We start from the raw sequence: 22,476 nt of genomic DNA, 5'->3' as shown, positions 1-22,476 counted from the left end.
GCCGTCGATTGCGGGACACTGGAGCCATGGATCCGGGCCGGGAAGCAACCGTCGCCGAATACGGGCGTGCCTGCCTTCAGCTGAACAGTTGGCTGGCGAACGCGACGCCGTCGGATCTGCAACGCAAGAGTAACGGGACCCGCTGGACCAATGAGGAACTGCTTTTCCACATGGTCTTCGGGTACATGATCGTCCGCGCGCTTCTGCCATTGCTCCGGTTCATCAGCCGTTTGCCCCGCTCCTGGGGCAGGGGCTTCGCTGCGGCTTTGAACGCCTCCACAGGCGCGTTCGACGCCGTGAACTATTGGGGATCCGTTGCAGCCTCCATGGTCTATGACCGGCACCGGATGGGCCGGAAACTCGAAAAGACAATCACAGCGCTGGCACGCCGACTCGAACGCGAAACCCCGGACTCCTTGGCCCGCTCCATGCCTTTTCCCACCCGGTGGGACCCCTTCTTCACAGCTGACATGACCCTTGGCGACACCTACGCCTATGCCACCCAGCATTTCGACTTCCACGCGAAGCAGCTGAGCCTCCGGTCACTGGAGCTTTAACAAGTTTTCACAGACTGTTCCGATTTGTGAATATTTGGGGTAATCTCTTAATCAATGTTAACCAAATTTGAAGTACTAGAGACCATCGTCCGCACCGGCGCCTTGCTGATTGCCCGCTTGGACAGTGCCGACGAGGCCTACCGCGTATCTGAAGCGGCCATCGAGGGCGGCATCCGTGCAGTGGAGGTCCCGTTGACTGTTCCCGGCGCCCTGGGAGTCATCGAGCGGCTTGCCGACAAATACGGGGACCAGGGCATTGTGATCGGTGCCGGTACCGTGCTCGACGCAGAGGCTGCCTTTGCAAGCATCTCCGCGGGCGCGCGGTTGCTGGTCAGCCCGCAGTTCAATCCGAAGATGATCGCTGCAGGAAACCGCTACCAAGCCGTCACTGCCAGCGGAGCGTTCACCCCAACGGAGGTCGTCAACACCCTGGAAGCCGGGGCGGACATCATCAAGCTGTTCCCCGCTGAATTGGGCGGGCCTTCATACGTCAAGACCATCCTGGCGCCCCTGCCGCAGGCACCCATCATGCCTTCCGGCGGAGTTACCCCCGCAAATGTCGGCGCCTGGTTCGACGCGGGTGTGACCGCCGTCGGCGTGGGAAGTTTTGTGACAAAGGCGGCCCAGAACGACGGCGACTACGGACTCGTTGCCCGCGCTGCACAGACCTTCCTCGCAGCGATTGACGAAGCCCGGCGCTAGCCGAAACCCGGCGCAGCCGGAGTCCGGCACCGGCCGGCAAACCAATCCGGCAGGAGCCGGCGAAAGCACAACCCGACAAAGACCGTCGGTCAGAACACAAAGGAGTGAGCTGCATGAGCCAAGCATCAGCAGATATAGACGCCACGGACACCAAGCCCCTGAGGCGCGTGAGAATCAGGTGGTACCTGGTAGCTCTGCTGGTCATCGGCGGCATCGTGAATTACTTGGACCGAAACAACCTCAGCATCGCGAACACCACGATTGCCAAGGAATTTAGCCTCAACGCTTTCCAGATGGGGCTGCTGCTCTCGGCATTCTCGTGGCCGTACGCCATCGCCAACCTGCCGGCCGGTTACCTCGTGGACAAATACGGCCCCAAGCGCATGTTCGCCTGGGCAGCCGGACTCTGGTCCATCATCTCGATGCTGTCCGCCCTCGCCAACTCCTTCGGCTTCCTATACGCCGCCCGCGTGGCACTGGGTATCTCCGAATCCCCGTTCTTCACCTCCGGGCTGAAGGTTGCCGACCGCTGGTTCAACAAGACAGAGCGTGCCCTGCCGGTCTCGATCGTCAACACCGGCTCGCAGATCGCCAACGCCATCGCCCCGCCGCTGCTGACCTTCCTGTTGCTGACCATGACCTGGCGCGGCATGTTCATCGTCATCGGCGCACTCGGCGTGATCGTTGCCCTCGTGTGGCTCCGCGTCTACCGTGACCCCACCCTCAAGGAACAGTTCCTCATCAAGGGTGCCGAGTTCGAAGAACAGTCCAAGCCCAAGGAAAAGCAAGCCGGCTGGGGCGAACTGCTCAAGCAGAAGAACACCTGGTTCATGGTTCTGGGCGCGTTCGGCATCTTCTACACGGTGTGGGTCTACCTCACCTGGCTCCCGAGCTACCTGCAGACCGCCCGCGGCTTCAGCCTCAGCCAGAGTGGATGGCTCGCGGCCCTTCCGTTCCTCTGCGGCATCATCGGTGTACTGACCGGCGGCGTGATCTCCGGCAAGGCCATCCGCCGAGGCATTCCTACCATCACCGCCCGCAAGCTCCCGATCGTCGGGGGCGCGCTTCTTGCAGCCGCAGCTGTCCTGCCCGTTGCCTACGTTGACAACTCTGCATTGGCTATCGCCCTGCTCTCTGTCGGCTACTTCGCCGCCCAGGTGCCGATCGGTGTGCTTTGGACACTGGCCGCGGACATTGCAGAACCCACCCAGGTGGCTTCCTTGGGCGCCATCCAGAACTTTGGTGGCTTCCTCGGTGCAGCACTGGCCCCCGTCGTCACAGGCTTCATCCTCACCCAGACCGGCGGCAACTACACCCTGGTCTTCCTGATCGGAGGAGTCCTGCTTGTGGTGGGTGCACTCTCCTACGGTTTCTTTGTCAAGGACCGCCGGGCCACGGTTACGGCCTAGCCTGGGCGTTGTGGCGGGGAGGGCAACAAAGCCCACCCGCCACAGCCATTTGTTGAAAGAATTTGATCCAGAGTTCAATGCAGAACAGACAGTTGAAGACAAGCATGCCGAAGGTATTTTTCGTGATCGGGCCGGCCGGGTCCGGAAAGTCGAGCGTCAGCAAACTGATCGCCGAACACTACGGCGCCGTGTATATCGACAAGGACACCGCCACAAAACGGTTCACCGAACTCCTCCTGACGCTCAACGGCTCCGATCCGAACGAGCGCGACAACAACGAGTTCTACCAGCAAGCCATCCTTCCCCTGGAGTACGCGTCTATCCTGGACCTCAGCAGGGACAACCTCGCCATTGGCCGCTCGGTGGTCCTGGACGCGCCCTTTGGCAAGTTCTTCGCCGATCCGGACTACCTCGTCAATGCCCGGCGGGAGCACCATTGGCCCGAGGCCGAGCTGATCGTGGTGCATGTTCGAACCGATGGCGAGGCCGTCAGGGCGCGCCTTGTAGCCCGTGGATATGAGCGCGATGAGTGGAAGCTTAATAACTGGGAACAATTCTGGGCCGCGTCCCAGGCCAACGCCTGCGGGTGGAAAGGAGCCCGCCACGTCGACCTCGACAACAGCGGCGACGCGATCGACGTCGAGCTTCTTGACCTTGCCTTCGGCATCGGCGGTGTTCCGCCGTCTGACCCGCCGGCTTGAGCCCAGCCCAAAGGGCCTTCTAGCTTGCGCGGCACGCCTGCCATGACGGGTTTGTGAGGGTCTCCACCTAGAATTGCTGGTTGAAGCAATCTAAACGAGAGCCGCGGCGCAAAACGCTGCGAGTCCTAGGGGACAAGACCATGCCGGATTCTGTGGACAACGAAGCGAGCGCCGCTGCATCAAGCGAAGGGCAGCCGGAACTTCGGCGACGCCGCGATCGCCGCCGCGCAGAGGGTGACGACGACGCCTGGACAGGAACTATGCCGATCATTACGCCGAACGATTCCGACGCACCCGCAGTAGCCGCTGCCCCGCTTCAAAGCAGATCCTGGGCCGAAGCGGCAGCCGCCGCGGACGCGTCCGCCGGGACGGTAACGGACAGCACGGAAACAGGCAACGAAGACTCGACCAGCGGTGACCCGCGCCGTGAGATCCCGACGGCGGCAGCACCGGCGTCGGGCGCTGTTCCCCCGGCTGCCGCACGGGCCGGACGGGCGGCAGCCGCCAACGCTCCGATCTCCGACTTCATCTCCTCCCCGGGTTCCTTCGTGCGGGAACAGAAGCCGCGTCCCATCGGCGGCTTCCGCGGCATGCTCTACAGACTGACCGGCGGCGCCTGGAACCTCGGTCCGAGCGCCAAGCAGCGCGAAGAGGACGAGCTGGCGCGGCGCATTTCCCGCCAGCTTCAAGGCAGCTACAACACGGCCGTCCTGAGCCTCAAGGGCGGAATCGGCAAGACCTCCACCACGGTGGGCGTCGGCCTCACCTTGGCGGAATTCCGCGGCGACCCTCCCTGCGCCATCGACGCCAACCCTGATTCCGGGGACCTCGTGGAGCGCGCGCTGGGTGAGGGCATCTACCAGAAGGCCACTCCGCGCACCATCACGGACCTGCTCAAAAACGTCGACAACGTCGATTCGCTCACGGCGCTGGCCCGGTACATGCACCATGCCGGCCGGCTGCACCTGATCGCCGGCGAGCAGGACCCGGAAGTCTCGGATTCACTGACCGCCGAGGAATACCTGCGGATCCGCCAGTTGATCTCGGGCTACTATTCCATCGCGCTGACCGACTGCGGGACCGGCGTCACGCACAATGCGATGAGCGGCATCCTGCAATCGGCCGACAACCTCATCATCGCCGCCGGCTATGCCGTGAGCGGTGCCAAGCGTGCCCGCAGCACCCTTCAATGGCTCGCGAGCCACGGCTACGAGGAACTCGCCCGCAACGCGATCGTGGTCATCACGGACAAGGACGAGGTGTCGTCCCGCGTGGACAAGGATGCCATCGAGGAGCACCTCTCCGGGATCTGCCGCCAGTTGATTGCCGTGCCGCACGACAGGGGAGTGGCCGACGGTGACCTGGTCACCCTGGACGTCCTGCGCCCCGATACCCGCCGTGCGTACAAGGAGATCGCGGCCGCGATCGTGGACGGGTACGTATAGCGCCTCCGCTTTGGTGGCCCCGCCCAACTAGCTCGCATTAGATGTCGTTTAGAGGGCTCATAACGACATTAACTGCGAGTCAGTTGGGGTGGGGCTACTTAGTTATTGCCTAGCGTGACGCTGCCGACACTCTATTCATTACTTGGTTTACGCGGGCAAGAGCGGGTTATTACTCGACTACTACGCGGATTGCAAATTGTCGCTTCCGCCGGGATTTCCCTACAGTTGCACCTGGACGTCATTCGCTTTGCGGGGCGACCTCGCCATGACCGGGAACTGGGCCCGGGCATGGTGCACCCAATTCTGTGCCTTTATGACACCCAGCTGCGCCCGTTTCTGAACCCGAGGCCAGCACCCAGGAGCCTCCTTGATTCCCAAGAAACTTGCCGTGATGTTCGCTGCCGTGCTTCTCCTCGGACTGACGGGTGCCACTAGCGCCCGCACCTCCGCCAACACAGCGCCCGACGCCGCCCCGGCACCCATCGCGAACGCCGCACCCGCCGCTGAGGTGGCCCCGCTCGCGACGCCGACTCCAGCACCACCCGCCGTTCCGCAACCTGCCGCCGCGCCCGCGCCCGCCGTCGTCGTACCCCAAGCTGCAGCCGTACCCCAGGATGCTCAGGGCGGCTCGGTGAAGGTGCTCGACACTACCGCGGCCATCACCGACCCCAACTGGTTCCGCCAGGCCTACGCCGAGGGCTTCCGTCTCTACGTGATGCACTCCACCGCTTGGGGCACGTGCACTCCGTGGCAACAGACCCAAGCCCAATTGAAGATGGCGCTCGACGCCGGCCTCAAGATCGCGGTCTACACGCGTGACGCTTCCTGCTGGGAGAACGGGATCAAAGCCGCAGGCCCGTACATGGCCCAACTGCAGTTCTTCGCCCTGGACATCGAGCCCGGTGGATCCTTGGTAACGCGGGCCATGGTGGATGGCGTGCGGACCCTGGGTGTGCGACCCGTGATCTACAGCGGCAGCGGCATGTGGCCAGGCTTGATGGGCAACCGCACCGCATTCTCGGACGTACCCCTCTGGGATACCGACACGAGCAACCTCAACTACTCCAGCTGGACCGCGAACTACCTGGCGCCGGCACCTGTGCAGTACGGCGGTTGGAACACGGCAAGCACCATGCGCGTGGGGATCCAGCAGAAGTTCGAACACACCCTGAACGGGATCAACGTTGACCTGAACTCGTTCAACGCGAGCTTCCTGAAGTAGTCACGAAAGTAGTGTCCTAGGGCAATAGTCCTAGGATGAAGGGGATGACCACCACCAGCACCCTTCAGCCCTTCAATCTCCGCAGCATAGCGTTGCCCGCATTTGGGCCCGCCCTGCTGTTCTGTATCGGCGAAGGCGCGGTCCTTCCGGTGGTGGCGTTGTCCGCCCGCGACCTTGGTGCTTCCGTGGCCGTTTCCGCGTTGGTGGTTACCCTGATCGGGCTGGGATCGTGGTTCTTCAACCTGCCCGCTTCGCTCATCACCATCAAGTTCGGCGAACGATGGGCCATCGTCGCCGCAGGCGCCGCCGGAGCCTTGGCCCTGCTGGCGGCCGGATTCGCGCCGCTCCTTGCGCACAACGGCATCTGGCTGCTCGCCGCGGCGATGACCGTCGTCGGGATGTCCACGAGCGTCTTCAACCTCGCGCGACAGAAGTACCTCACGGAAGCCGTCCCGGTCATCTACCGGGCACGCGCCCTCTCGACGCTGGGCGGCGTCACCCGGATCGGCGTGTTCATCGGCCCGTTCGTCGGCGCGGCCGTGATGCAGTTCGCCGGCATCAGCGGCGCATATTGGGTTGGCGTGGCGGGCATGGCGGCAGCCGCGGTGCTTTCCCTCACCATTCCGGACCTTGTGTTGCCGGACGACGGCGACGGCGGGCGGAAGGGTCCCGAGCCCACCCTCCGTGGCGTCGCGGTTTCGCACGCGGGCGTGTTCCTGACGATAGGCACCGGGATCCTGCTGCTCAGCGCGCTGCGGGCCTCACGCCAGGTGGTCATCCCTTTGTGGGCGGACCACTTGGGATTGGACGCCACACACGCGTCACTGATTTACGGCTTGTCCGGCGCGATCGACATGCTGGTGTTCTATCCGGCCGGCAAGCTCATGGACCGCAAGGGGCGCATGTGGGTCGCTGTACCGTCCACCCTCATCATGGGCGCGGCGTTGTTCCTGATGCCGTCGTCCGCCGAGTTTGTGGGGCTGTTGCTGGCCTCCCTCCTGATCGGCTTCGGCAACGGCATCAGCTCAGGACTCATCATGACTCTCGGCGCCGACTTTTCCCCGGAGAAGGGTCGTGGGCAATTCCTGGGCTTGTGGAGGTTCATTTCCGACGCCGGTGCCACAGGCGGGCCCGTTCTGCTCTCGGCGCTGACGGCTGCAATATCGCTCGCGGCGGGCGTCTGGGCCACAGGCTTCCTTGGCCTGGCCGCCGCGGCGGTGTTCGCCGTCGCACTCCCGAAACTCAAGCACCGCAGGAACTACTAGTCCCCGCCGGTGCGGGCCCAACTGGCTCGCAATAGATGTCGTTTTGGGCCCTGAAAACGACGTTAACTGCGAGCTAGTTGGGTATGCAGCTCCCAGACTCCGGTCAGGTGCATCCGGTATGGTGAATTGGATGTTCTCAGTCATAGCGCCTCCGCATCGTGCCCCCACTGCGAATCCGACCGCTGGGAAGCCCGTCACGGACAACGCACCGCCGCTTGGTTCCGGGGCGGAGAACCGCCTGCCGAAGAGCGAGGCAAAGCAGTCCCGGCCTGATCTCGCGACGCTGACCGCGCTGCGTTTTGTTGCCGCTCTGTGGGTGGTGTTCTTCCATCTTCAGGCCATGCAGCACACCTTCCTCGCCCCCGTCTATGAGCTGTTCCGGCCCATTATTGCCAACGGCGACCTGGGCGTGGACGTGTTCTTTGTGCTCAGCGGCTTCATCATCACCTACACGTACCTGGACCGGCTTGGCCCACGTTTCCGCTGGCGAGCTGCAGCGGACTTTGTCTGGGCCCGGTTCGCCCGCATGTGGCCCGCGTTCGCCCTGGTGGTGGGCGTGTTGGGCCTGTGGTTCGTATATGGGACCGCGCAGGAATCCGTGCGGGAATGGTCCCTCCAGACCCAGGCTCCGGACCTGTCGCCGTGGGGGCTGGCCAAGCAGCTGCTGATGATGCATCTCTGGTTCCAACCGGGTACCGACGGCGCCAGCTGGTTCGGCCCGGGGTGGACGGTCAGTGCCGAGTGGCTGGCCTACTTGGCGTTTCCGCTGCTCGCGCTGGTCCTGTTCCGGCTGCGCCGGCTGCATCCGCTCGCGGCGCTGGCCGCCTCAGTGCTCGTCCTCCTGCCGACAGCCATCTGGGGCCCGGACCTGCCAATCGCCACGGATGAGGACCAGCCGTACCAATGGCTGCTGCGGATCGCGTGCTGCTTCATTGCGGGGGCTTTCGCTTGCATCGCAGCTCGGAACGCGGACCGTATGAAGTTCAGTCCTGCCCTGGCCGGTCCCGGCGCCCTGCTGACCGGAACCGCCGTCGTGATCTTCCTGGCCACGGCCGGAAAACCTGGCCCGGGACGGCTGGCCGTGCTTGCCTTCCCGCTGCTCATTGCGTTGCTTAGCCTGACCCGCGGCTGGCTCCGCTCGGCGTTGTCGGCGCGGTGGCTGCAATATGGCGGCCATAGCTCCTACAGCCTGTACTTGGTCCACATGTTCTTCATCTACCTCTTCTACTGGCTCATCAAGGACTGGCCGCATGGGGCCAGTCCGGTGGCGGAGAACTTGCTCGGGGCGGCGTGCCTGCTCGGGATTGCCTTGGCCACCCATCTGTTGTTCAAGTACGTCGAGGAACCGGCCCGGCTCCGGCTGCGCGCACTGGTGCCGAAGGCGGGGGCCGCGAGGGCGGGTGTGTGATGCCGTCCCAGAACCTCAGTCGAGCGAACTAAGGAACGCGGTGGCATCCGCTGCCACTTGGTCCGGGCACTCCCACAAGACCAGGTGCCCTACCCCGGGATAAACCTTCAACGCGGCGCCGGGTATTCGAGCCGCCAAGGCTTCCTGGTGCCTTCGAGGCAGCACACCATCATGTGCGCCCCACAAGATCAGGGTGGGCGCGAGAATGGTTCCGGACTCCGTGGGCGGAGTTGCCGTACGCAAGCCATCGAGGATGAGCTTCCACGTATGCGCGGGCATCCTGACTCCGTCGCGCACCCGGTCCTCGATATACCAAGCAGGAATCGCATGCAGTAGTGGGAACCATGCCAGGGAATTACGTACCCAGCTCTCGTCAACCGGGTCCTGGAGACTGGCGACTTCGTTGGCGAAAGCAGTCCGACCCCGCAGGCTTAGGGGAGAGCCCACCAGCACGAGCGCTGCGACACGATCGGGGTACCCGATGGCTAGCTGCTGGGCCACGTAGCCGCCGCTGGAGGAACCAAGGACGAAAGCCCTCTGGACACCGAGCGCATCCAGGATGGTTGCGGCGTCCTCGGCCTGTTCCGCCAACGAATAGCCGAGCTCCGGCTTCTCCGCGTCTCCCTGGCCGCGGGCGTCGGGTGCGTAGACCCTGAAGTCCGTCAGCAGAGGTACAAGGCGGTCAAAGCTACGACGGGATTCACCCCAGGCGTGCAACAGCAACAACGGCTTCGCAGCGGCGTCGCCCTGGACGAGGCACGGAACCCGTACGCCCGTGGTGAGCCTGAGATCCAGGACTTCGGCGCCCATAGCACCAGGTTACGCCTCGCCGCGCGCCACTAAGGTGAGTGCCGCCGTCAATGTACCCCAAAATCGGCCCAACGCAGGCCGACATCATCATCGAAAACCTCTATCGGGCGGAGGCGCTCAGCGCACCCGGCCTCTAGACCAGACCGTGCAGGAAGCCGCGCGCGGCACTAAGGTGACTGCCGCCGTCGGGCATTCAGACCGAAAAGCCAGGTGGCAGCGACCGTTGCCAGATAACCGGTGATGACAATCAGGGAGACGCCGGCCCAGAAATAGTTGGTGGTGCTTTCCTGCCCGAAATCGCTCGCGATTCCAATCAGCGAGTACCCCGCAACGGCCGCGGCGACGACGCCCGCCAGAGTCGACAGCGAAAGCCAGACACGCGACGACGCCCAGTGCTCACCGCGGCCGTCCTGGACATTCCAGCGCTTTCCCGTTCGCAGCACCAACCAGCCAGCCGGCAGCATGACCGCTCCCACCACGAGGAACGCGGCGACGACGTCGGCGGGCCGGTGCCACTGGTTGATCAGCGTGGAAACCCCGGCCGCCACTGCGAAAGTGCCGCCGAGGAACCCCGCCAGAGGCCGCCACCGCGGCGATACCACCAAGAAGACCGCGGCAGCCGCTGAGGCCGCGAGCGTGGTGTGACCGGAGGGCAGCGAGTTCAGTTCAATGGTCTGGACGCCGCGGAACGGCCTGTTCGGGAACCAGTCCTTGAGGAGCTGGGTGGCCAGGTTCGCCGCGACACAAGCGGCCACCGCGATCCCGGCGGACTTCCAGCGGCGGCGCATGATCGTGACGAAAAGAACGACGACGGCGGCGATCGCCACCGAGATGACCGGCAACCAATCGAGGAACTGGGTGGTTGCCCGCTCGGTGGGACCGTTGATGGTCGCGGCTTCCACCAGGGCGGATTCGTCGATGTACTGTCCCGTGGTGGTGCGCACGAAAAAATAGTAGGTGGCAACGAATGCGGCCATGCATGCCAAGGTGGAGACCACAAAAAGGAAGCCCATCCCAGCGCCGGCCCAGCGCCGGCTGGCGGTACCACGTGTGGCCGGCATCCGGCTCGTCTTAGGAAAACTCATTACTTTCAGGGTGTCATATTTGGCTGGGAGGATCACTTTTGCTCGGCGAGGAGTTCCTCATAGAGCGCCAAATGTTCGGCAACCATCCTCTCGGCGCTGAAGTAGTTTTCCGCGGCGCGGCGGCACTCGCCGCGGTCCAGCGTCGCGGCGGCAATGACGGCTTCGGCCAGTTCCGGGGGACTGGAACGGAGATAGCCCGTGACGCCATCGGACACGATTTCCGGGGCTGATCCCCGGAAAGTTGCCACCACCGGTGTCCCCGTGGCGAGGGACTCGATCATCGCCATCCCGAAGGGTTCATCCCACTGAAGCGGATTCAACAGGGCCACGGACCCGCCCAGGAGGACGAACTTGTCCGCCGCGTTCAGCTCGCCGAGGTATTCGACGTCGGGCCCGAGCAGCGGTGCGATGACCTCGGCGTAGTACTCATGTTCTTCCGCGCTGTACATCTTGGCCGCAATTCGCAGCGGTACCTGGGCCAGTCGGGCGGTCTCGATTGCTTCCGGCAGGCCCTTGCCGGGGTGCATCCGGCCGAGGAAGCAGGCGTAGCCGCCGTCGCCGGCTCCGAGCGGGACGGACTGCGTGTCTATCCCGTGGTGAATGACCTTCCGTATCTTGATGGCGGGGGCAGTGTCCGCTTGATGGTGCGAGATGGCAATGATCGCTGTGTCCGTGGCCATGGCCTGGTAGATGTCATGGTTTTCTGCCGAAAACGGGAGGTGCGCCGTTGCGACGATGGGCGTTCCCTTCGGCCGATGCCTGTACAGCGGCCCCGCCAGGGTGTTGTCGTGGATGAGGTCGACGTCGTCCATGGCCGCGAATGCGTACACGCTGTGGCGGAGTTCGTCCGTCCCGTTCCCTATCCTCGAGCCGTCCGCAAGCGGCGGGCCGGGGACTTTGTCCACTGGACATGTGCTTCCGGACGCCGCCGCCAGAAGCACATCGTGGCCCGAGGCAGACAAGCCTCGGGCCAGGATATCGATGATCGACTCCGTGCCGCCGTATGCAGGCGGCGGTACTGGAATCCAGGGCGGGGCAACCAGTCCGATGCGCACCTAGTGCCCCCGCCGCGGTCCGGCGGTGGCGTGGTGTACATCCAAGAGATCGGACAACGGTTTGCGGGCTTCGAGGTGGAGCGCGACATTCTCGGGCAGGTCCGTGACCCGTGTTTCTCCGTTGACCACCTCCACGGAGATCCGGGAGCCGGCGAGCGGGATGTTCCGCATTCGGATGTCGCCGAAGCCTTCGGGAACCACGGGCGCCAGCCAGAGGCCGCCGTGGGTGAGGCACGGATCGAAGCGGAGCAATACCCTCAGCAAGTGAACCGGTGTGGCAGCCGCCCATGCCTGTGGCGAACACGACGATGGGTAGGGGACGGGCGTCCCGTAGGTTTTCCTGTCCAGTCCGCAGAACAACTCGGGGAGCCGTCCGCCGAACGCCTCGGCCGCATCGAGGAGGCCTGTGACGAGGCGCTGGGACTCCTCGACGAAGCCGTAGCGCATCAATCCGCCGGCAATGAGGGCATTGTCATGCGGCCACACCGAGCCATTGTGGTAGCTCGCCGGGTTGTATGCCGCCATGTCCGAGGCCAACGTCCGGACGCCCCAGCCCGAGAACATGGTGTCCGACATCAGCCGCTCCGCGACTAACGGAGCCTTGTCGTCGTCGACGATTCCGCTCCACAGGCAATGGCCCATATTGGACGCACAGGCGTCTACCGGCCGCTTGTCCCGATCGAGGGCGATGGCGAAATAGCCGCGTTCAGGAAGCCAGAATTGCTCGTTGAATTTTCGCTTGAGCTCGGCTGCCCGTGCGCCCCACACCGCGGCCAGCTTCAGGTCTCCGTCTTCTTGGGCCATCAGGGCCCTGCTGAGGTAGGCGGTGTAGACATAGCCCTGGACTTCGCACAAGGCGATCGGCGGCTCCGCCAATGTGCCGTCGGCGAAGTTGATGCCGTCCCCTGAGTCCTTCCAGCCTTGATTGAGGAGGCCATGGTCCGTGGCCCGCGAGTACTCAACGAAGCCGTCGCCGTCGGCGTCTCCGTAGTCGCGGATCCAGTCCAGGGCGCGATCCACCGCCGGCAGAAGGGATTCCGAGACATCGGAATGGAACCCCCAGCGGGTGAGCTCCCCGGCGAGAGTGACGAACAACGGGGTGGCGTCCACTGAACCGTAGTAGGCACTCCCGCCGCCGAGCGCTAGGCCTGTGGTGGCGCCGAGACGCACCTCGTGCAGGATCCGGCCCGGCTCCTCTTCGCTGAGCGGATTGACGGTACGGCCCTGATGGTCGGCGAGGGTTTTGAGTGTTCCCAGCGCGAGCGAGGGATCCAGTGGAAGGGTCATGAAGGACGTCAGGAGCGAGTCCCGGCCGAAAAGGGCCATGAACCAAGGCGATCCTGCAGCCACCACCGTGCGTCCGGGATGGTCGGGGTCGAAGATCCTGAGGGAGCCGAGGTCTGCCCTGCTTTGGGCCAACGCTTTATCGAAGGCCTTGTTGGCAAGTTCCGTTGTAGGAACCTTGCCATGCCACTCCTGAAGCCTTTCTTCAGGGACATCGTAGGGGCGTTGGTTCCCCCAAACCTGGGCGTCCGCCTCGGGACCGACACCGTCGATGCGGGGCGTGGCCGTCACCCCCGTGGACCAATGGCCTTGAGGTTCAAGGGTGATGTCGTAGCTGATGACATCCCCGTCAACCACGCCATGCGGAGCGTCAACGGCGACCAGGACATGCCGGCCCTGCCGCTGGGACTCAAGGACCAACGAACCGTCGCTGCCCCGGGTCAAATGCACACTCTCGTGGCGTGCCCGGCCCTCCTTCACTTCGAAGATGTCGGCAAAGTCGGCATTGACCGTGAGCGAAACCGTGGCGCGGGTGGGCTTGCTGGAAAAATTCCTGACCGTGATCTCTTCGCGCACTCCGCCGAACAGGCTCCGCCGGCGTTCAATCAGCAGATGGCTGTCCGCCAAGCCATCGGTGCGAGACGCTCGGCCGACGAAATCGGCGCGATAGGGCTCCGGGACAGGAGAACCCAAGGCCTCGATGGGGTGGCCGTTCACCTCCAACGCCCAGTTTGAAACGAACCGCGTGTCACGGAAGAACATCCCGTGCGGTCGCAGTTGGTCCATGTCTCCGTTGGCCGCAGACACGCAAAACGATGTTCCTGCCAACAGTGTCACGGCACCTGCGCCGGCCGAACCTGCGAGGTTCTCGGCATTCCAACCTGTCATCAATGGGCTCCAAAGCTAGGGACGGGGGAATGGGGCAGCTTGTTTCAGCGTATTCGCCACGTCTTCGGAAGTGAACCCTCCTGCAGATATGTGGGCTTTTGGCTGGACGCTCGCTCGGATATGTGGGCTTTTGGGTGGACGCTCGCTCGGACATGTGGGGTTTTGGGTGGACGCTCGCTCGGATATGTCGGGCATTTGGCTGGACGCTCGCTCGGATATGTCGGCTTTTGGGTGGACGCTCGCTCGGATATGTGGGCTTTTGGGTGGACGCTCGCTCGGATATGTCCGGTTGGACCCTCGGTTTGGGGCACGGATGTGAGCGAGCGTTCGGGGTTTGGGGCACGGATGTGAGCGAGCGTTCGGGGTTTGGGGCACGGATGTGAGCGAGAGCGTCGGGAGGGTGAGGGGCGCGTAACACGAATGTGACGCTTGACACGTGTTAGGTGATGGATTTACGCTACCTAACACGTGTTAGGAAGGAATTGGACATGGCAGGAAGCAATGGGAAGCTGCGTGAGATCTCACGCAGGACAGCCCTTGGTGCCTTGGGTGCGGGAATTGTCGGAGCGACGGTGGCGTCGTGGCCGCGGTTGACCGGCATGGACATCCCGGGCCGCGGCGACAACAGCCTTAGCATCGCCATCTTGGGAACCGCAGCGGACGCAGCCGCCCGCCAGCGGGTCATTGATGCGTTCGCGAAGGTGCACCCGGAAATCAAGGTGAAAGTCCAGGCCATCCAGGCCGCGGACTGGAAGGACTTCTTCACCAAGATCCTCACCATGGTGGCAGCAGGAACGCCACCGGATGTGGTCTATGTGGCCACCGAAGGCGCCCAGCTCTTCGCCGAGAAGCTCGCGCACCCCTTGGACGAGTTCCTTCGCCGCGACGCCGCGGACATGAAGGAGTACTTCGCGGACGTCCACCCGAGCCTCGTTGAAGCGTTCATGTACAAGGGCAGCCTGTTCCAGCTTCCCATCGACTGGAACGCCGCCAACATGTATTACAACACCTCGGCCCTGCAGCAAGCCGGACTTGAACGTCCCGCAGATGACTGGACCCAGGTCGATTTTCGCAACACCTTGGCTGCCATGCGGAAAGCAAGGCCGCAGGACTTCACTCCGTACTACTGGACCAACAGGCTCTTCGGCGGCGTGGTGCCCTGGCTCTATGCGAACGACACCAGCTTCCTCAAGGAATCGAAGTCCACTGGCGGCGAATGGCTCTGGGACAGCTTCTACGCGCAGGATCCTTCACGCGGACTGCGCTCCGGCGGCTACCAGTGGCTTGAACCCAATGCAGACGACCCGCGGGTGTACGAATCCTTCGATTACCTCCGTGGCCTCGTCAAGGATGGTCTGGGTGTCCGTCCAGAAGAAGGCGGCGGAAATTCACTCGTCGGGCTGTTCGCCTCCAACAGGATCGGCATGACCCCGGCAGGCGGCTACTGGGTGGAAGGCCTCCACGAAGCCGGAATGAAGGAAGACGACTTCGACGTCCAGTTCTTCCCGCGCTGGCGCACCCAGCGGCACCAGTTCGGCACCGCCGGCTACGCCATCATGAAGACCGCCAAGGACAAGGACGCGGCCTGGGAATGGCTCAAGTTCGCTTCCAGCCTGGAAGCCATGCGCTTGGTCTTCCCGACGCCGAACACCACCCCGGCGCGCCGCTCCATGGTCAACGAGCAGCTGTATGCGGGACGCGGACCCAAACACTGGAAAGTCTTCTACGACACCCTCGACAAATTCCCCACCACAGGTCCCATTCCGGCACCGCCCCAGCAGGCCGCCGTCGAGACCGCATTGATGAAAAACGTATCCCTGGCCGTCAGCGGTGACGAGCGCCAGCTCAAGCAGGCCCTCGACTCCATGCAGCGCGACCTTGAGATCGCCCTAAGGAGGCAGGCATGAGCACGGCAACAACGGGCATGTCCACCAAACGCCGAAACGGCGCGGGGCCCAAACGCCGAAACGGCGCCGCGAAGAGCGAGGCAAGCGGAAGACAGCGTCAGCGCTGGCTGCCGTGGGCGTTCCTGGCCCCGACCATCCTGGGCATGGGCCTGTTCACGCTCGTGCCGATCGTCGCTTCGGTTGTCCTCGCGTTCTTTCGCTGGGACATCATTTCAGCGCCAAGCTTCGTCGGGTTCGACAACTTCGCCGAAGTGGTCCAGGACCCCACAGTGCGTGTCTCGTTCCTGAACACCATACTGTTCGTGGTGGTCGCCGTCGCGCTTCAGCTCGGCCTCGCGTTAGCACTGGCGATCATGGTGCAGGAGAAGCTCCCGGCCTGGCTCCGCGTCTTCTTCCGCAGCGCTTTCTTCTTCCCGCTGATCCTGTCCGCCGCGTCGGTGTCCATCTTCATGCGCTACCTGTTCAACGAACAATTCGGCGTAGTCAACTGGCTCTTGTCCTTCGTGGGCATCCCCGCCGTCCCGTGGCTGACGACGCCGGCCGGATCTGCCGCCGTCGTGATCCTCGTGTACGTGTGGCAGAACTTCGGGTTCTCGTTCCTGCTGTTCATCGGCGGGCTGGCGTCCATCCCTACCGAAACGTACGAGGCCGCGTCGATCGACGGTGCCACGGGCTGGCGCAAACACCTCCACGTGACACTGCCGCTCCTGAGCCCCACCACGCTAGTGGCATCCGTCATGGCGATCATCAACGCCCTGCAAGTGTTCGACCAGCCCTACGTCCTGACCCGCGGCGGCCCCGGCGACTCCACGCGCACCGCGGTGATGGTGATCTTCGAGTCCGCCTTCCAGCGCCTCGAGTTCGGCCAGGCCTCGGCGGTCGGCGTGATCCTCACCCTGATCATCATGGCCATCACTGCCGCGCAGTTCCGGCTCAGCAAACGATTCGTCTTCTACCAGTAAGGCCCGCCATGACTACAACCTCAACCCAGCGCGCCGTCGTCGGGCGCACCACCCCCAACGGTGCTACGCCCCGCAAGAAGCGGAACTGGAGCATGGCGGGACGAATCGTGCTGCTCCTGATCGCGTCCGTCTTCATCCTCGGCCCGGTGCTGTGGACCCTGTCCACCTCGCTGCGTCCACCGGCGGAATCGTTCCAGTTGCCGCCGTCGTTCCTTCCGCTCAATCCCGATTTCTCGTCCTACGACGAGGTCTTCAAGCAGCTCAACATCATGCTTCTGGTCCTCAACAGCGCCCTCGTGACGGGATTGATCGCCGTCGGGCAGATGTTCACGGCGGCGCTGGCCGGCTACGCGTTCGCGAACCTCAAGTTCCGGGGCCGCGGGGCACTGTTCTCGATTGTTCTGGCCACCATGATGGTCCCGGCGCAGGTGACGATCGTTCCGGTCTTCATGCTTATCCGCGGCATCGGTCTGTCCGATACGCTCCTCGCGCTCATCCTTCCGGCGATCCCGACGGCGTTCGGCACCTTCCTGATGCGCCAGTACTTCCTGGGGCTGCCAAGTGATTTGGGCGAGGCCGCCGCGATCGACGGAGCCTCGCCGTGGCGCACGTTCCGCTCGGTGTATGCGCCGCTGGCGATGCCGGGCATGGCGATCGTGGGCATCCTGGCCTTCAACTACCACTGGAACGAGTTCTTCCGCCCGCTCATCCTCACCATCTCCGAGCAGAACTTCACGCTCCCTCTGGGCCTGGTGTCGCTGCAGGGCAACCTCGGCACGGGCAGCATCTCCGTGGTGTTGGCAGGCGTGATCCTCTCCATGATTCCCGCCCTGGTGGTGTTCATGTTCGGCCAGCGCGCCTTGCGTGACGGACTCACCGCCGGCACCGGCAAATAGCCCCTACTTCCCTGAAAGGACTTCGATGACGGACCTCATATCCTCCGCCCCTGCACTAGCCGCGGCGGCCACCCACCCGGACCCGGCTTTCCCGCGCTTCCACCCCCGGCCGGCGCAAGGCTGGATCAACGACCCCAACGGCGTCAGCTACATTAACGGCCGCTACCACGTGTTCTTCCAGTTCAACCCGGAATCGGCCCGGCACCACCGGATCCAGTGGGGCCACGTCAGCTCCCCGGACCTGGTTCATTGGGATGAGCACCCTGTCGCGCTGCGCCCGCAGGACGGCGGGCCGGATGAGTTCGGTTGCTGGACCGGTGTGGTGACCGACGACGGCGGTGTCCCCACCGCCGCGTACTCGGGCGTGCGGGGCGACGGTGGTCACTCGCAAGTGGTGATTTCCCGGGGCTCCGCGGACTTGGTGACTTGGGAACAGGATGGTCACATTGCCGCATCCATGCCGGACGACGGACTGGTCACGGCCGTGCGCGACCCCTTCATCTTCCACTTCAACGGCAAGCGCTACGCCATGCAGGGCGCCGGGCTGGCCAATGGACATGCTGCTTTGCTGCTCTACACGGTGGAGGACATGTCCGACTGGAAGTACCAAGGCATTTGGCTGACCACCGAAAACCCCGTGGCAGCTACGCACACCCCGGCCGAGATCTGGGAGTGCCCGCAACTGGTTCAGGTGCCGTCTGACGGGGCCGAAACCTGGGTCATGATGTTCTCCCTCTGGCTCTCCGGCGATGATCACGAGCACGCCAACGGGGTGGGCCACCTGATCGGCTCGCTCGCTGAGGACCCGTCTACGGGGCTGCCCGTGTTCGTCCCGCGTTCCGGCGGCAGATCCGACCTTGGCCGGGACTTCTATGCCCCGCAGATTGCTCAGCTGGGTTCTGCGTCGGGGGCGGAGCCGCGTGCCCTGCTGTGGGGATGGGCCAACGAAGGCCCGGGCCGTGATGGCCGACGTGGCCGTTCGCAAGACGAGATCGACGCCGCAGGCTGGGCCGGCGTATTAACCCACCCGCGCTTCCTCTCGGTTGAGGACGGTGCATTGGTGGTCGCTCCTGCGGCGGAGGTCGAGGCGTACCGGGGTGTTGTGCTTGCGAGCGGAGCTTCCGGGACCGTCCCCTTGCCGCCGTTTGCCGAGGCGGCTGTGAAGACTGGGGCTGGCGGTGGAGCCGGTGAGGTTCGGCTGGTCCTGGCCTCGGGCGCGGAACGGCAAGTCGTGTTTGCGGGGCCGCTGTCCGCCAGCGAGGAACTCCGCATCTTCGTGGATGCTTCCCTCGTGGAGGTATATCGGAAGGGCTCCGTGGCCACGACCCTCCGCGCCTATCCTGCCCTGGGCGAGGAATGGATCCTTGAGCTTCCCGAAGGTGCGGAAGCGGACGTCTGGGAACTGAAGCTGCCGGAATAGGCGGCAGGTCGCCGTCGTAGTTTCCCCACTTTTGACCTCTTTTGGCCGGTGCTGCAGTCCGGGATCCCCGTATTTCCGCGGATTTCCGGGCGGCGGCCCGGCCAAAAGCGGGGAGATTCAGCGGGCGGGAACGGGCCCCGTGGACTCACGGACCACCAAACGGCAGGGAACCATGGTTTCCAAGCCGGCCTTGGCCTCCGAACCGGTGCTGCCGCCCGCCGTCGGCCGCTGTGCCGGATCCTCAATCTGCGCCAGCAACATGCTCATCGCGGCCGCGCCCATTTCCCGCAGCGGAAGCGCCATGGTGGTGAGCGCGGGGACCATGGTGGCCGCGATGCGGAACTCGTCGTCGTAACCAATGATCGAGAGGTCGCGCGGTACGGCCAGGCCCAGCCGCGCCGCAGCCAAGGCAACCCCGATGGCGAGTCGATCGTTGGCGCACACAATCGCCGTCGGCCGCTCGGTGGCGGAGAGCAGTCCAATGGCGCCATTGAAACCGTCGTTGATGTCCCAACCGGCCATGAACACGCGGTCTTCGCGAACGGGGATGGCGGCCTTGGCCATTGCTTCCCGATGCCCCCTGATGCGCAAAGGCACGGCCGGTGAGGTGGCGGCGCCGGCGAGGAACGCGATATCGCGATGGCCCAGCTGAAGCAAGTGCTCAGTGGCTTCGCGACCCCCGGAAACTTCGTCCGGGATCACGTGGTGCAGCCGTGGGGCGGGACTGTTGTCGAAGCAATTGGCGAGCACGGACGGGACGCGCAACATGCCCTGGGGCACGTCGAGCGGCTTCAAGCCGACCGTGACGTACATCAGCCCGTCCACTTGCCGGTCCAACAGGGTCTCGACGGCGCTCTCGTCACGGGAGGCGTCGCGCTCGGTGTCCATGACCACGGTGACAAAGCCGTGTGCCCGCGCGACGTCGTCGGCGCCACCGATGATGTTGCCGTCGAACGGGCTCACCACCACCTCGTCCGACACGATGCCGATCACGCGTGTTCGTTGGTTCCGCAGGCTCAGAGCGATGGCGTTGGGGGAGTATTTGAGGTCCGCGGCGGCCTGCCGGATACGGTCCTGGCTTTCCTTGGCCACGTTGCCGTCTCCACGGCCGTTGAGCACCAGCGACACCGCACTCCGCGAGACGCCCGCCCGTTTGGCGACGTCGAGTGCTGTGGCCTTGCGCTGCATGCGTGCTCCTCCGGCTGTGGTTCCGTGTCTTGCTGCATTCTACCTAACGCGTGTGAGGGGCGGCCCGCGCCCGTTCCCCAGCCCGACGCTCGCTCAGCTATGGGGCCAAAAGCCCGGACCCTCGCTCACATCATGTGAGCGAGCGTTTGTGGAAAACACCCCAAAGGTGAGCGAGCGTTTGGGGCCCTGTGTGTCAGGAACCCTCGCTCACATATACGCCCTTCGAGCCAGACCCTCGCTCAGATATACGCCCTTCGAGCCGAACGCCAACGCGGTATCGTTGGGCGTGCCGGGCAGAACCGGTGTTTCAGATCTATGGGGGTGGGTCCGATTTTTTCCTTGCGCCAAATGGCTACGATCGTCCTGACAGCTGCGGTGGCAGTGAGTCTCAACGCCTGCGTGTTCGACGTAACTGCGGCCAGACCGCTGGCCCAAGCCGGGACCTCCTCGGCCCCTCCGACCCCCAAGCCATCCGCGGCACCAACTACAAGCAGTGGTACCCAAACGCGGGTCCAATCGTCGCAAGAGCTGCAGGCGTTGCTTGGCAACCTCCGTGCTCCCGACGGCGTGATGTCGCGGCTCATCGATGAGGCAGCGATTCAGGACATGCAGGATTCGATGGCAGTCGGGCCCGCCGACATGACCACAGATCCCGCCAATTGCCGGGACCTCCTGAAAGCAGGAGAGTTGCTCGACTACAGGATCCCGACGGCGGCCGCGGTGCTTGGCCCCCAGGCGAATATGTCCGTCATCATGGCGTCCTCCGACGATTCCGGCTATTTCTGGCAGGGCATATACAGCATCGGTAAAGTCCTCGGATATTGCACCGAGGTGACTATTAGCTCGGGGAATCAATCCGTGCACTCGTCCCTGACTCGGTTGAATTTGGATCTTCATGGCTCGAAGTCGTTCGCCTACGTCACCACTATCACCGGTTCCGGGTCTCCGATCCATGTGCTGCGCATGGTCACCATGAGCGGAAACCTGTTCGTCACGGGCGTGCACCCGCTGCCGGATGCGCAGCCCACGGATGCCGTCATCCAGGAGCTCAGCAGCTACGTCAATGCGATCGTTGACCATGCCGGCGATCAACTGCCCACTATTCCTGCCACGAAACAGCCCACCCCGCCGCAAACAGGCAACTCGGCCTAGCACCGCCCCACGAGGCCTAGCGGCGCCCCACGTTACAGTGAAACCATGCCTCCATTCCCCACCCTCGACGAGCTCCTTGCCACAGCCAAAGTGGTCAGCCTGCCGATGCGGGTCAGGTTCCGGGGTATCACCGAGCGCGAGACCCTCTTGTTCCGCGGCCCGGCCGGATGGGGCGAGTTTTGTCCGTTCCCCGAGTACGGCGACGCCGAGGCTTCCCGCTGGCTCGCCGCCGCCGTCGAAGCCGCATGGCAAGGTTTTCCGCCGCAGCTAAGGGACACTATCCCCGTCAACGCCACCGTCCCCGCCGTGCCTGCCGCCCGGGTGCCCGAGGTCCTGGAGCGCTTTGGCCGCGTGGACGCCGTCAAGGTCAAGGTTGCCGAGCACGGGCAGGAACTGGCCGACGACGTCGCGCGCGTCACCGCAGTCCGGGACGCCCTGCCGGACGCCGCGATCCGCGTGGACGCGAACGCGGGCTGGAACGTGCCGCAGGCGGTTGAGGCACTCGGGCGACTCTCCGCCGTCGGGCTCGAATACGCAGAGCAGCCCGTGCCGCACATCGAGGGCCTCACAGAAGTCCGCCGACGGCTCGCGCAGCAGGGCACGCCCGTGCTCATCGCCGCCGACGAATCCGTGCGCAAGGAAGACGATCCCCTCAAGGTGGCCCGCGCGGGAGCGGCTGACCTGATCGTGGTCAAGGTGGCGCCGCTTGGGGGAGTGCGGCGCGCGCTGGACATCGTGGCGCAAGCCGGGCTTCCCGCCGTCGTAAGCTCGGCGCTGGACACCTCGGTGGGGATCCGCGCGGGGCTCGCGCTCGCCGCCGCGCTGCCGGAGCTGCCGTACGCCTGCGGGCTGGGGACCGTGCGGCTGTTCGGCTCGGACATTACGCAGGATCCGTTAGTGCCCGACGACGGCGCCATCCGCGTTCGCGAAGCCGTCGCCGACGAGGGGCTGCTGGAGCAGTATGCGGCCACCGCTGAACGTCGCGATTGGTGGTTGGAGCGGCTCCGGCGCGTGCACGCACTCCTTAATGCATAGATTGCTGTGAAAAAGCTGGGAATTCACCGGAACTTTACCGGAGCGTCCTCTCGGATTCCGCTGGCGCTGTAAGGGTGGGGAAATC

The 22,476-nt window shown here is 64.4% G+C and carries 19 protein-coding genes; 14 read left to right on the top strand and 5 right to left on the bottom strand.

The window, feature by feature from the left end:
- Positions 1–26 precede the first annotated feature (26 nt).
- From AC4CS3_RS11805 to AC4CS3_RS11770, 8 genes are all read left to right on the top strand, one after another.
- Entirely contained in the window at positions 27–557 is a 531-nt protein-coding gene (locus AC4CS3_RS11805; RefSeq protein ID WP_490783626.1) for a DinB family protein, read from the top strand.
- A gap of 54 nt (positions 558–611) precedes the next feature.
- Positions 612–1,259, top strand: coding sequence for a bifunctional 4-hydroxy-2-oxoglutarate aldolase/2-dehydro-3-deoxy-phosphogluconate aldolase (locus AC4CS3_RS11800; protein ID WP_390278382.1), 648 nt, complete (start codon positions 612–614; stop codon positions 1,257–1,259).
- 113 nt (positions 1,260–1,372) lie between these two features.
- The gene (locus tag AC4CS3_RS11795) at positions 1,373–2,668 is read left to right on the top strand and encodes an MFS transporter (RefSeq protein ID WP_490783625.1); all 1,296 of its coding nucleotides are present in this window, start codon (positions 1,373–1,375) and stop codon (positions 2,666–2,668) included.
- A gap of 104 nt (positions 2,669–2,772) precedes the next feature.
- Positions 2,773–3,369, top strand: coding sequence for a P-loop nucleotide/nucleoside kinase family protein (locus AC4CS3_RS11790; RefSeq protein WP_490783624.1), 597 nt, complete (start codon positions 2,773–2,775; stop codon positions 3,367–3,369).
- A gap of 140 nt (positions 3,370–3,509) precedes the next feature.
- Complete coding sequence (locus AC4CS3_RS11785) at positions 3,510–4,814, top strand: MinD/ParA family ATP-binding protein (protein WP_490783623.1); 1,305 nt, start codon at positions 3,510–3,512, stop codon at positions 4,812–4,814.
- 367 nt (positions 4,815–5,181) lie between these two features.
- Entirely contained in the window at positions 5,182–6,036 is an 855-nt protein-coding gene (locus AC4CS3_RS11780) for a glycoside hydrolase family 25 domain-containing protein (protein ID WP_490783622.1), read from the top strand.
- Positions 6,037–6,080: 44 nt separating this feature from the next.
- Complete coding sequence (locus AC4CS3_RS11775; RefSeq protein WP_490783621.1) at positions 6,081–7,301, top strand: MFS transporter; 1,221 nt, start codon at positions 6,081–6,083, stop codon at positions 7,299–7,301.
- Between the two features lie 130 nt (positions 7,302–7,431).
- Complete coding sequence (locus AC4CS3_RS11770; protein WP_490783620.1) at positions 7,432–8,709, top strand: acyltransferase family protein; 1,278 nt, start codon at positions 7,432–7,434, stop codon at positions 8,707–8,709.
- A gap of 15 nt (positions 8,710–8,724) precedes the next feature.
- Here AC4CS3_RS11770 and AC4CS3_RS11765 read toward each other — a convergent pair whose 3' ends face one another.
- From AC4CS3_RS11765 to AC4CS3_RS11750, 4 genes are all read right to left on the bottom strand, one after another.
- Positions 8,725–9,519, bottom strand: a complete 795-nt coding sequence (locus AC4CS3_RS11765; RefSeq protein ID WP_490783619.1) for an alpha/beta fold hydrolase — start codon at positions 9,517–9,519, stop codon at positions 8,725–8,727.
- A 167-nt stretch (positions 9,520–9,686) separates the two neighbouring features.
- The gene (locus AC4CS3_RS11760) at positions 9,687–10,604 is read right to left on the bottom strand and encodes a phosphatase PAP2 family protein (protein WP_490783618.1); all 918 of its coding nucleotides are present in this window, start codon (positions 10,602–10,604) and stop codon (positions 9,687–9,689) included.
- Positions 10,605–10,636: 32 nt separating this feature from the next.
- Positions 10,637–11,659, bottom strand: coding sequence for a glycosyltransferase family 4 protein (locus AC4CS3_RS11755; RefSeq protein WP_490783617.1), 1,023 nt, complete (start codon positions 11,657–11,659; stop codon positions 10,637–10,639).
- A complete protein-coding gene (locus tag AC4CS3_RS11750; protein WP_490783616.1) occupies positions 11,660–13,831 on the bottom strand; it encodes an amylo-alpha-1,6-glucosidase in 2,172 nt (723 codons plus the stop codon).
- Positions 13,832–14,319: 488 nt separating this feature from the next.
- On the opposite strand from AC4CS3_RS11750, the gene AC4CS3_RS11745 reads away from it, so the two are divergent.
- Genes AC4CS3_RS11745 through AC4CS3_RS11730 form a run of 4 tightly spaced genes read left to right on the top strand, consistent with a single transcriptional unit; the run spans position 14,320 to position 19,016 of the window.
- The gene (locus AC4CS3_RS11745) at positions 14,320–15,738 is read left to right on the top strand and encodes an ABC transporter substrate-binding protein (RefSeq protein ID WP_490783615.1); all 1,419 of its coding nucleotides are present in this window, start codon (positions 14,320–14,322) and stop codon (positions 15,736–15,738) included.
- Positions 15,735–16,700, top strand: coding sequence for a carbohydrate ABC transporter permease (locus AC4CS3_RS11740; RefSeq protein ID WP_490783614.1), 966 nt, complete (start codon positions 15,735–15,737; stop codon positions 16,698–16,700). The genes AC4CS3_RS11745 and AC4CS3_RS11740 overlap by 4 nt, the downstream gene beginning before the upstream one ends.
- An 8-nt stretch (positions 16,701–16,708) precedes the next feature.
- Complete coding sequence (locus AC4CS3_RS11735) at positions 16,709–17,596, top strand: carbohydrate ABC transporter permease (RefSeq protein WP_490783613.1); 888 nt, start codon at positions 16,709–16,711, stop codon at positions 17,594–17,596.
- 25 nt (positions 17,597–17,621) lie between these two features.
- Positions 17,622–19,016 (top strand): glycoside hydrolase family 32 protein, encoded by a 1,395-nt coding sequence (locus AC4CS3_RS11730; RefSeq protein WP_490783612.1) that lies wholly within the window; start codon positions 17,622–17,624, stop codon positions 19,014–19,016.
- A gap of 117 nt (positions 19,017–19,133) precedes the next feature.
- Here AC4CS3_RS11730 and AC4CS3_RS11725 read toward each other — a convergent pair whose 3' ends face one another.
- Positions 19,134–20,204 (bottom strand): LacI family DNA-binding transcriptional regulator, encoded by a 1,071-nt coding sequence (locus AC4CS3_RS11725; protein ID WP_490783611.1) that lies wholly within the window; start codon positions 20,202–20,204, stop codon positions 19,134–19,136.
- A 348-nt stretch (positions 20,205–20,552) separates the two neighbouring features.
- Between AC4CS3_RS11725 and AC4CS3_RS11720 the strand changes: the two genes are divergently transcribed.
- Complete coding sequence (locus tag AC4CS3_RS11720) at positions 20,553–21,356, top strand: hypothetical protein (RefSeq protein WP_490783610.1); 804 nt, start codon at positions 20,553–20,555, stop codon at positions 21,354–21,356.
- A 45-nt stretch (positions 21,357–21,401) separates the two neighbouring features.
- The gene (locus AC4CS3_RS11715; protein WP_490783609.1) at positions 21,402–22,391 is read left to right on the top strand and encodes an o-succinylbenzoate synthase; all 990 of its coding nucleotides are present in this window, start codon (positions 21,402–21,404) and stop codon (positions 22,389–22,391) included.
- The last annotated feature ends 85 nt before the right edge of the window (positions 22,392–22,476 follow it).

Source organism: Arthrobacter sp. SE2 (assembly GCF_058244265.1).
This window is presented reverse-complemented; position numbering and strand designations above follow the sequence as displayed.

Coding starts and splice junctions, on each gene's coding strand:
- AC4CS3_RS11790 (WP_490783624.1), top strand. CDS start 2,773: ATGCCGAAGGTATTTTTCGTGATCGGGCCGGCCGGGTCCGGAAAGTCG.
- AC4CS3_RS11775 (WP_490783621.1), top strand. CDS start 6,081: ATGACCACCACCAGCACCCTTCAGCCCTTCAATCTCCGCAGCATAGCG.
- AC4CS3_RS11765 (WP_490783619.1), bottom strand. CDS start 9,519: ATGGGCGCCGAAGTCCTGGATCTCAGGCTCACCACGGGCGTACGGGTT.
- AC4CS3_RS11725 (WP_490783611.1), bottom strand. CDS start 20,204: ATGCAGCGCAAGGCCACAGCACTCGACGTCGCCAAACGGGCGGGCGTC.
- AC4CS3_RS11795 (WP_490783625.1), top strand. CDS start 1,373: ATGAGCCAAGCATCAGCAGATATAGACGCCACGGACACCAAGCCCCTG.
- AC4CS3_RS11770 (WP_490783620.1), top strand. CDS start 7,432: ATGTTCTCAGTCATAGCGCCTCCGCATCGTGCCCCCACTGCGAATCCG.
- AC4CS3_RS11735 (WP_490783613.1), top strand. CDS start 16,709: ATGACTACAACCTCAACCCAGCGCGCCGTCGTCGGGCGCACCACCCCC.
- AC4CS3_RS11760 (WP_490783618.1), bottom strand. CDS start 10,604: ATGAGTTTTCCTAAGACGAGCCGGATGCCGGCCACACGTGGTACCGCC.
- AC4CS3_RS11800 (WP_390278382.1), top strand. CDS start 612: ATGTTAACCAAATTTGAAGTACTAGAGACCATCGTCCGCACCGGCGCC.
- AC4CS3_RS11805 (WP_490783626.1), top strand. CDS start 27: ATGGATCCGGGCCGGGAAGCAACCGTCGCCGAATACGGGCGTGCCTGC.
- AC4CS3_RS11745 (WP_490783615.1), top strand. CDS start 14,320: ATGGCAGGAAGCAATGGGAAGCTGCGTGAGATCTCACGCAGGACAGCC.
- AC4CS3_RS11730 (WP_490783612.1), top strand. CDS start 17,622: ATGACGGACCTCATATCCTCCGCCCCTGCACTAGCCGCGGCGGCCACC.
- AC4CS3_RS11785 (WP_490783623.1), top strand. CDS start 3,510: ATGCCGGATTCTGTGGACAACGAAGCGAGCGCCGCTGCATCAAGCGAA.
- AC4CS3_RS11740 (WP_490783614.1), top strand. CDS start 15,735: ATGAGCACGGCAACAACGGGCATGTCCACCAAACGCCGAAACGGCGCG.
- AC4CS3_RS11750 (WP_490783616.1), bottom strand. CDS start 13,831: ATGACAGGTTGGAATGCCGAGAACCTCGCAGGTTCGGCCGGCGCAGGT.
- AC4CS3_RS11715 (WP_490783609.1), top strand. CDS start 21,402: ATGCCTCCATTCCCCACCCTCGACGAGCTCCTTGCCACAGCCAAAGTG.
- AC4CS3_RS11720 (WP_490783610.1), top strand. CDS start 20,553: ATGGCTACGATCGTCCTGACAGCTGCGGTGGCAGTGAGTCTCAACGCC.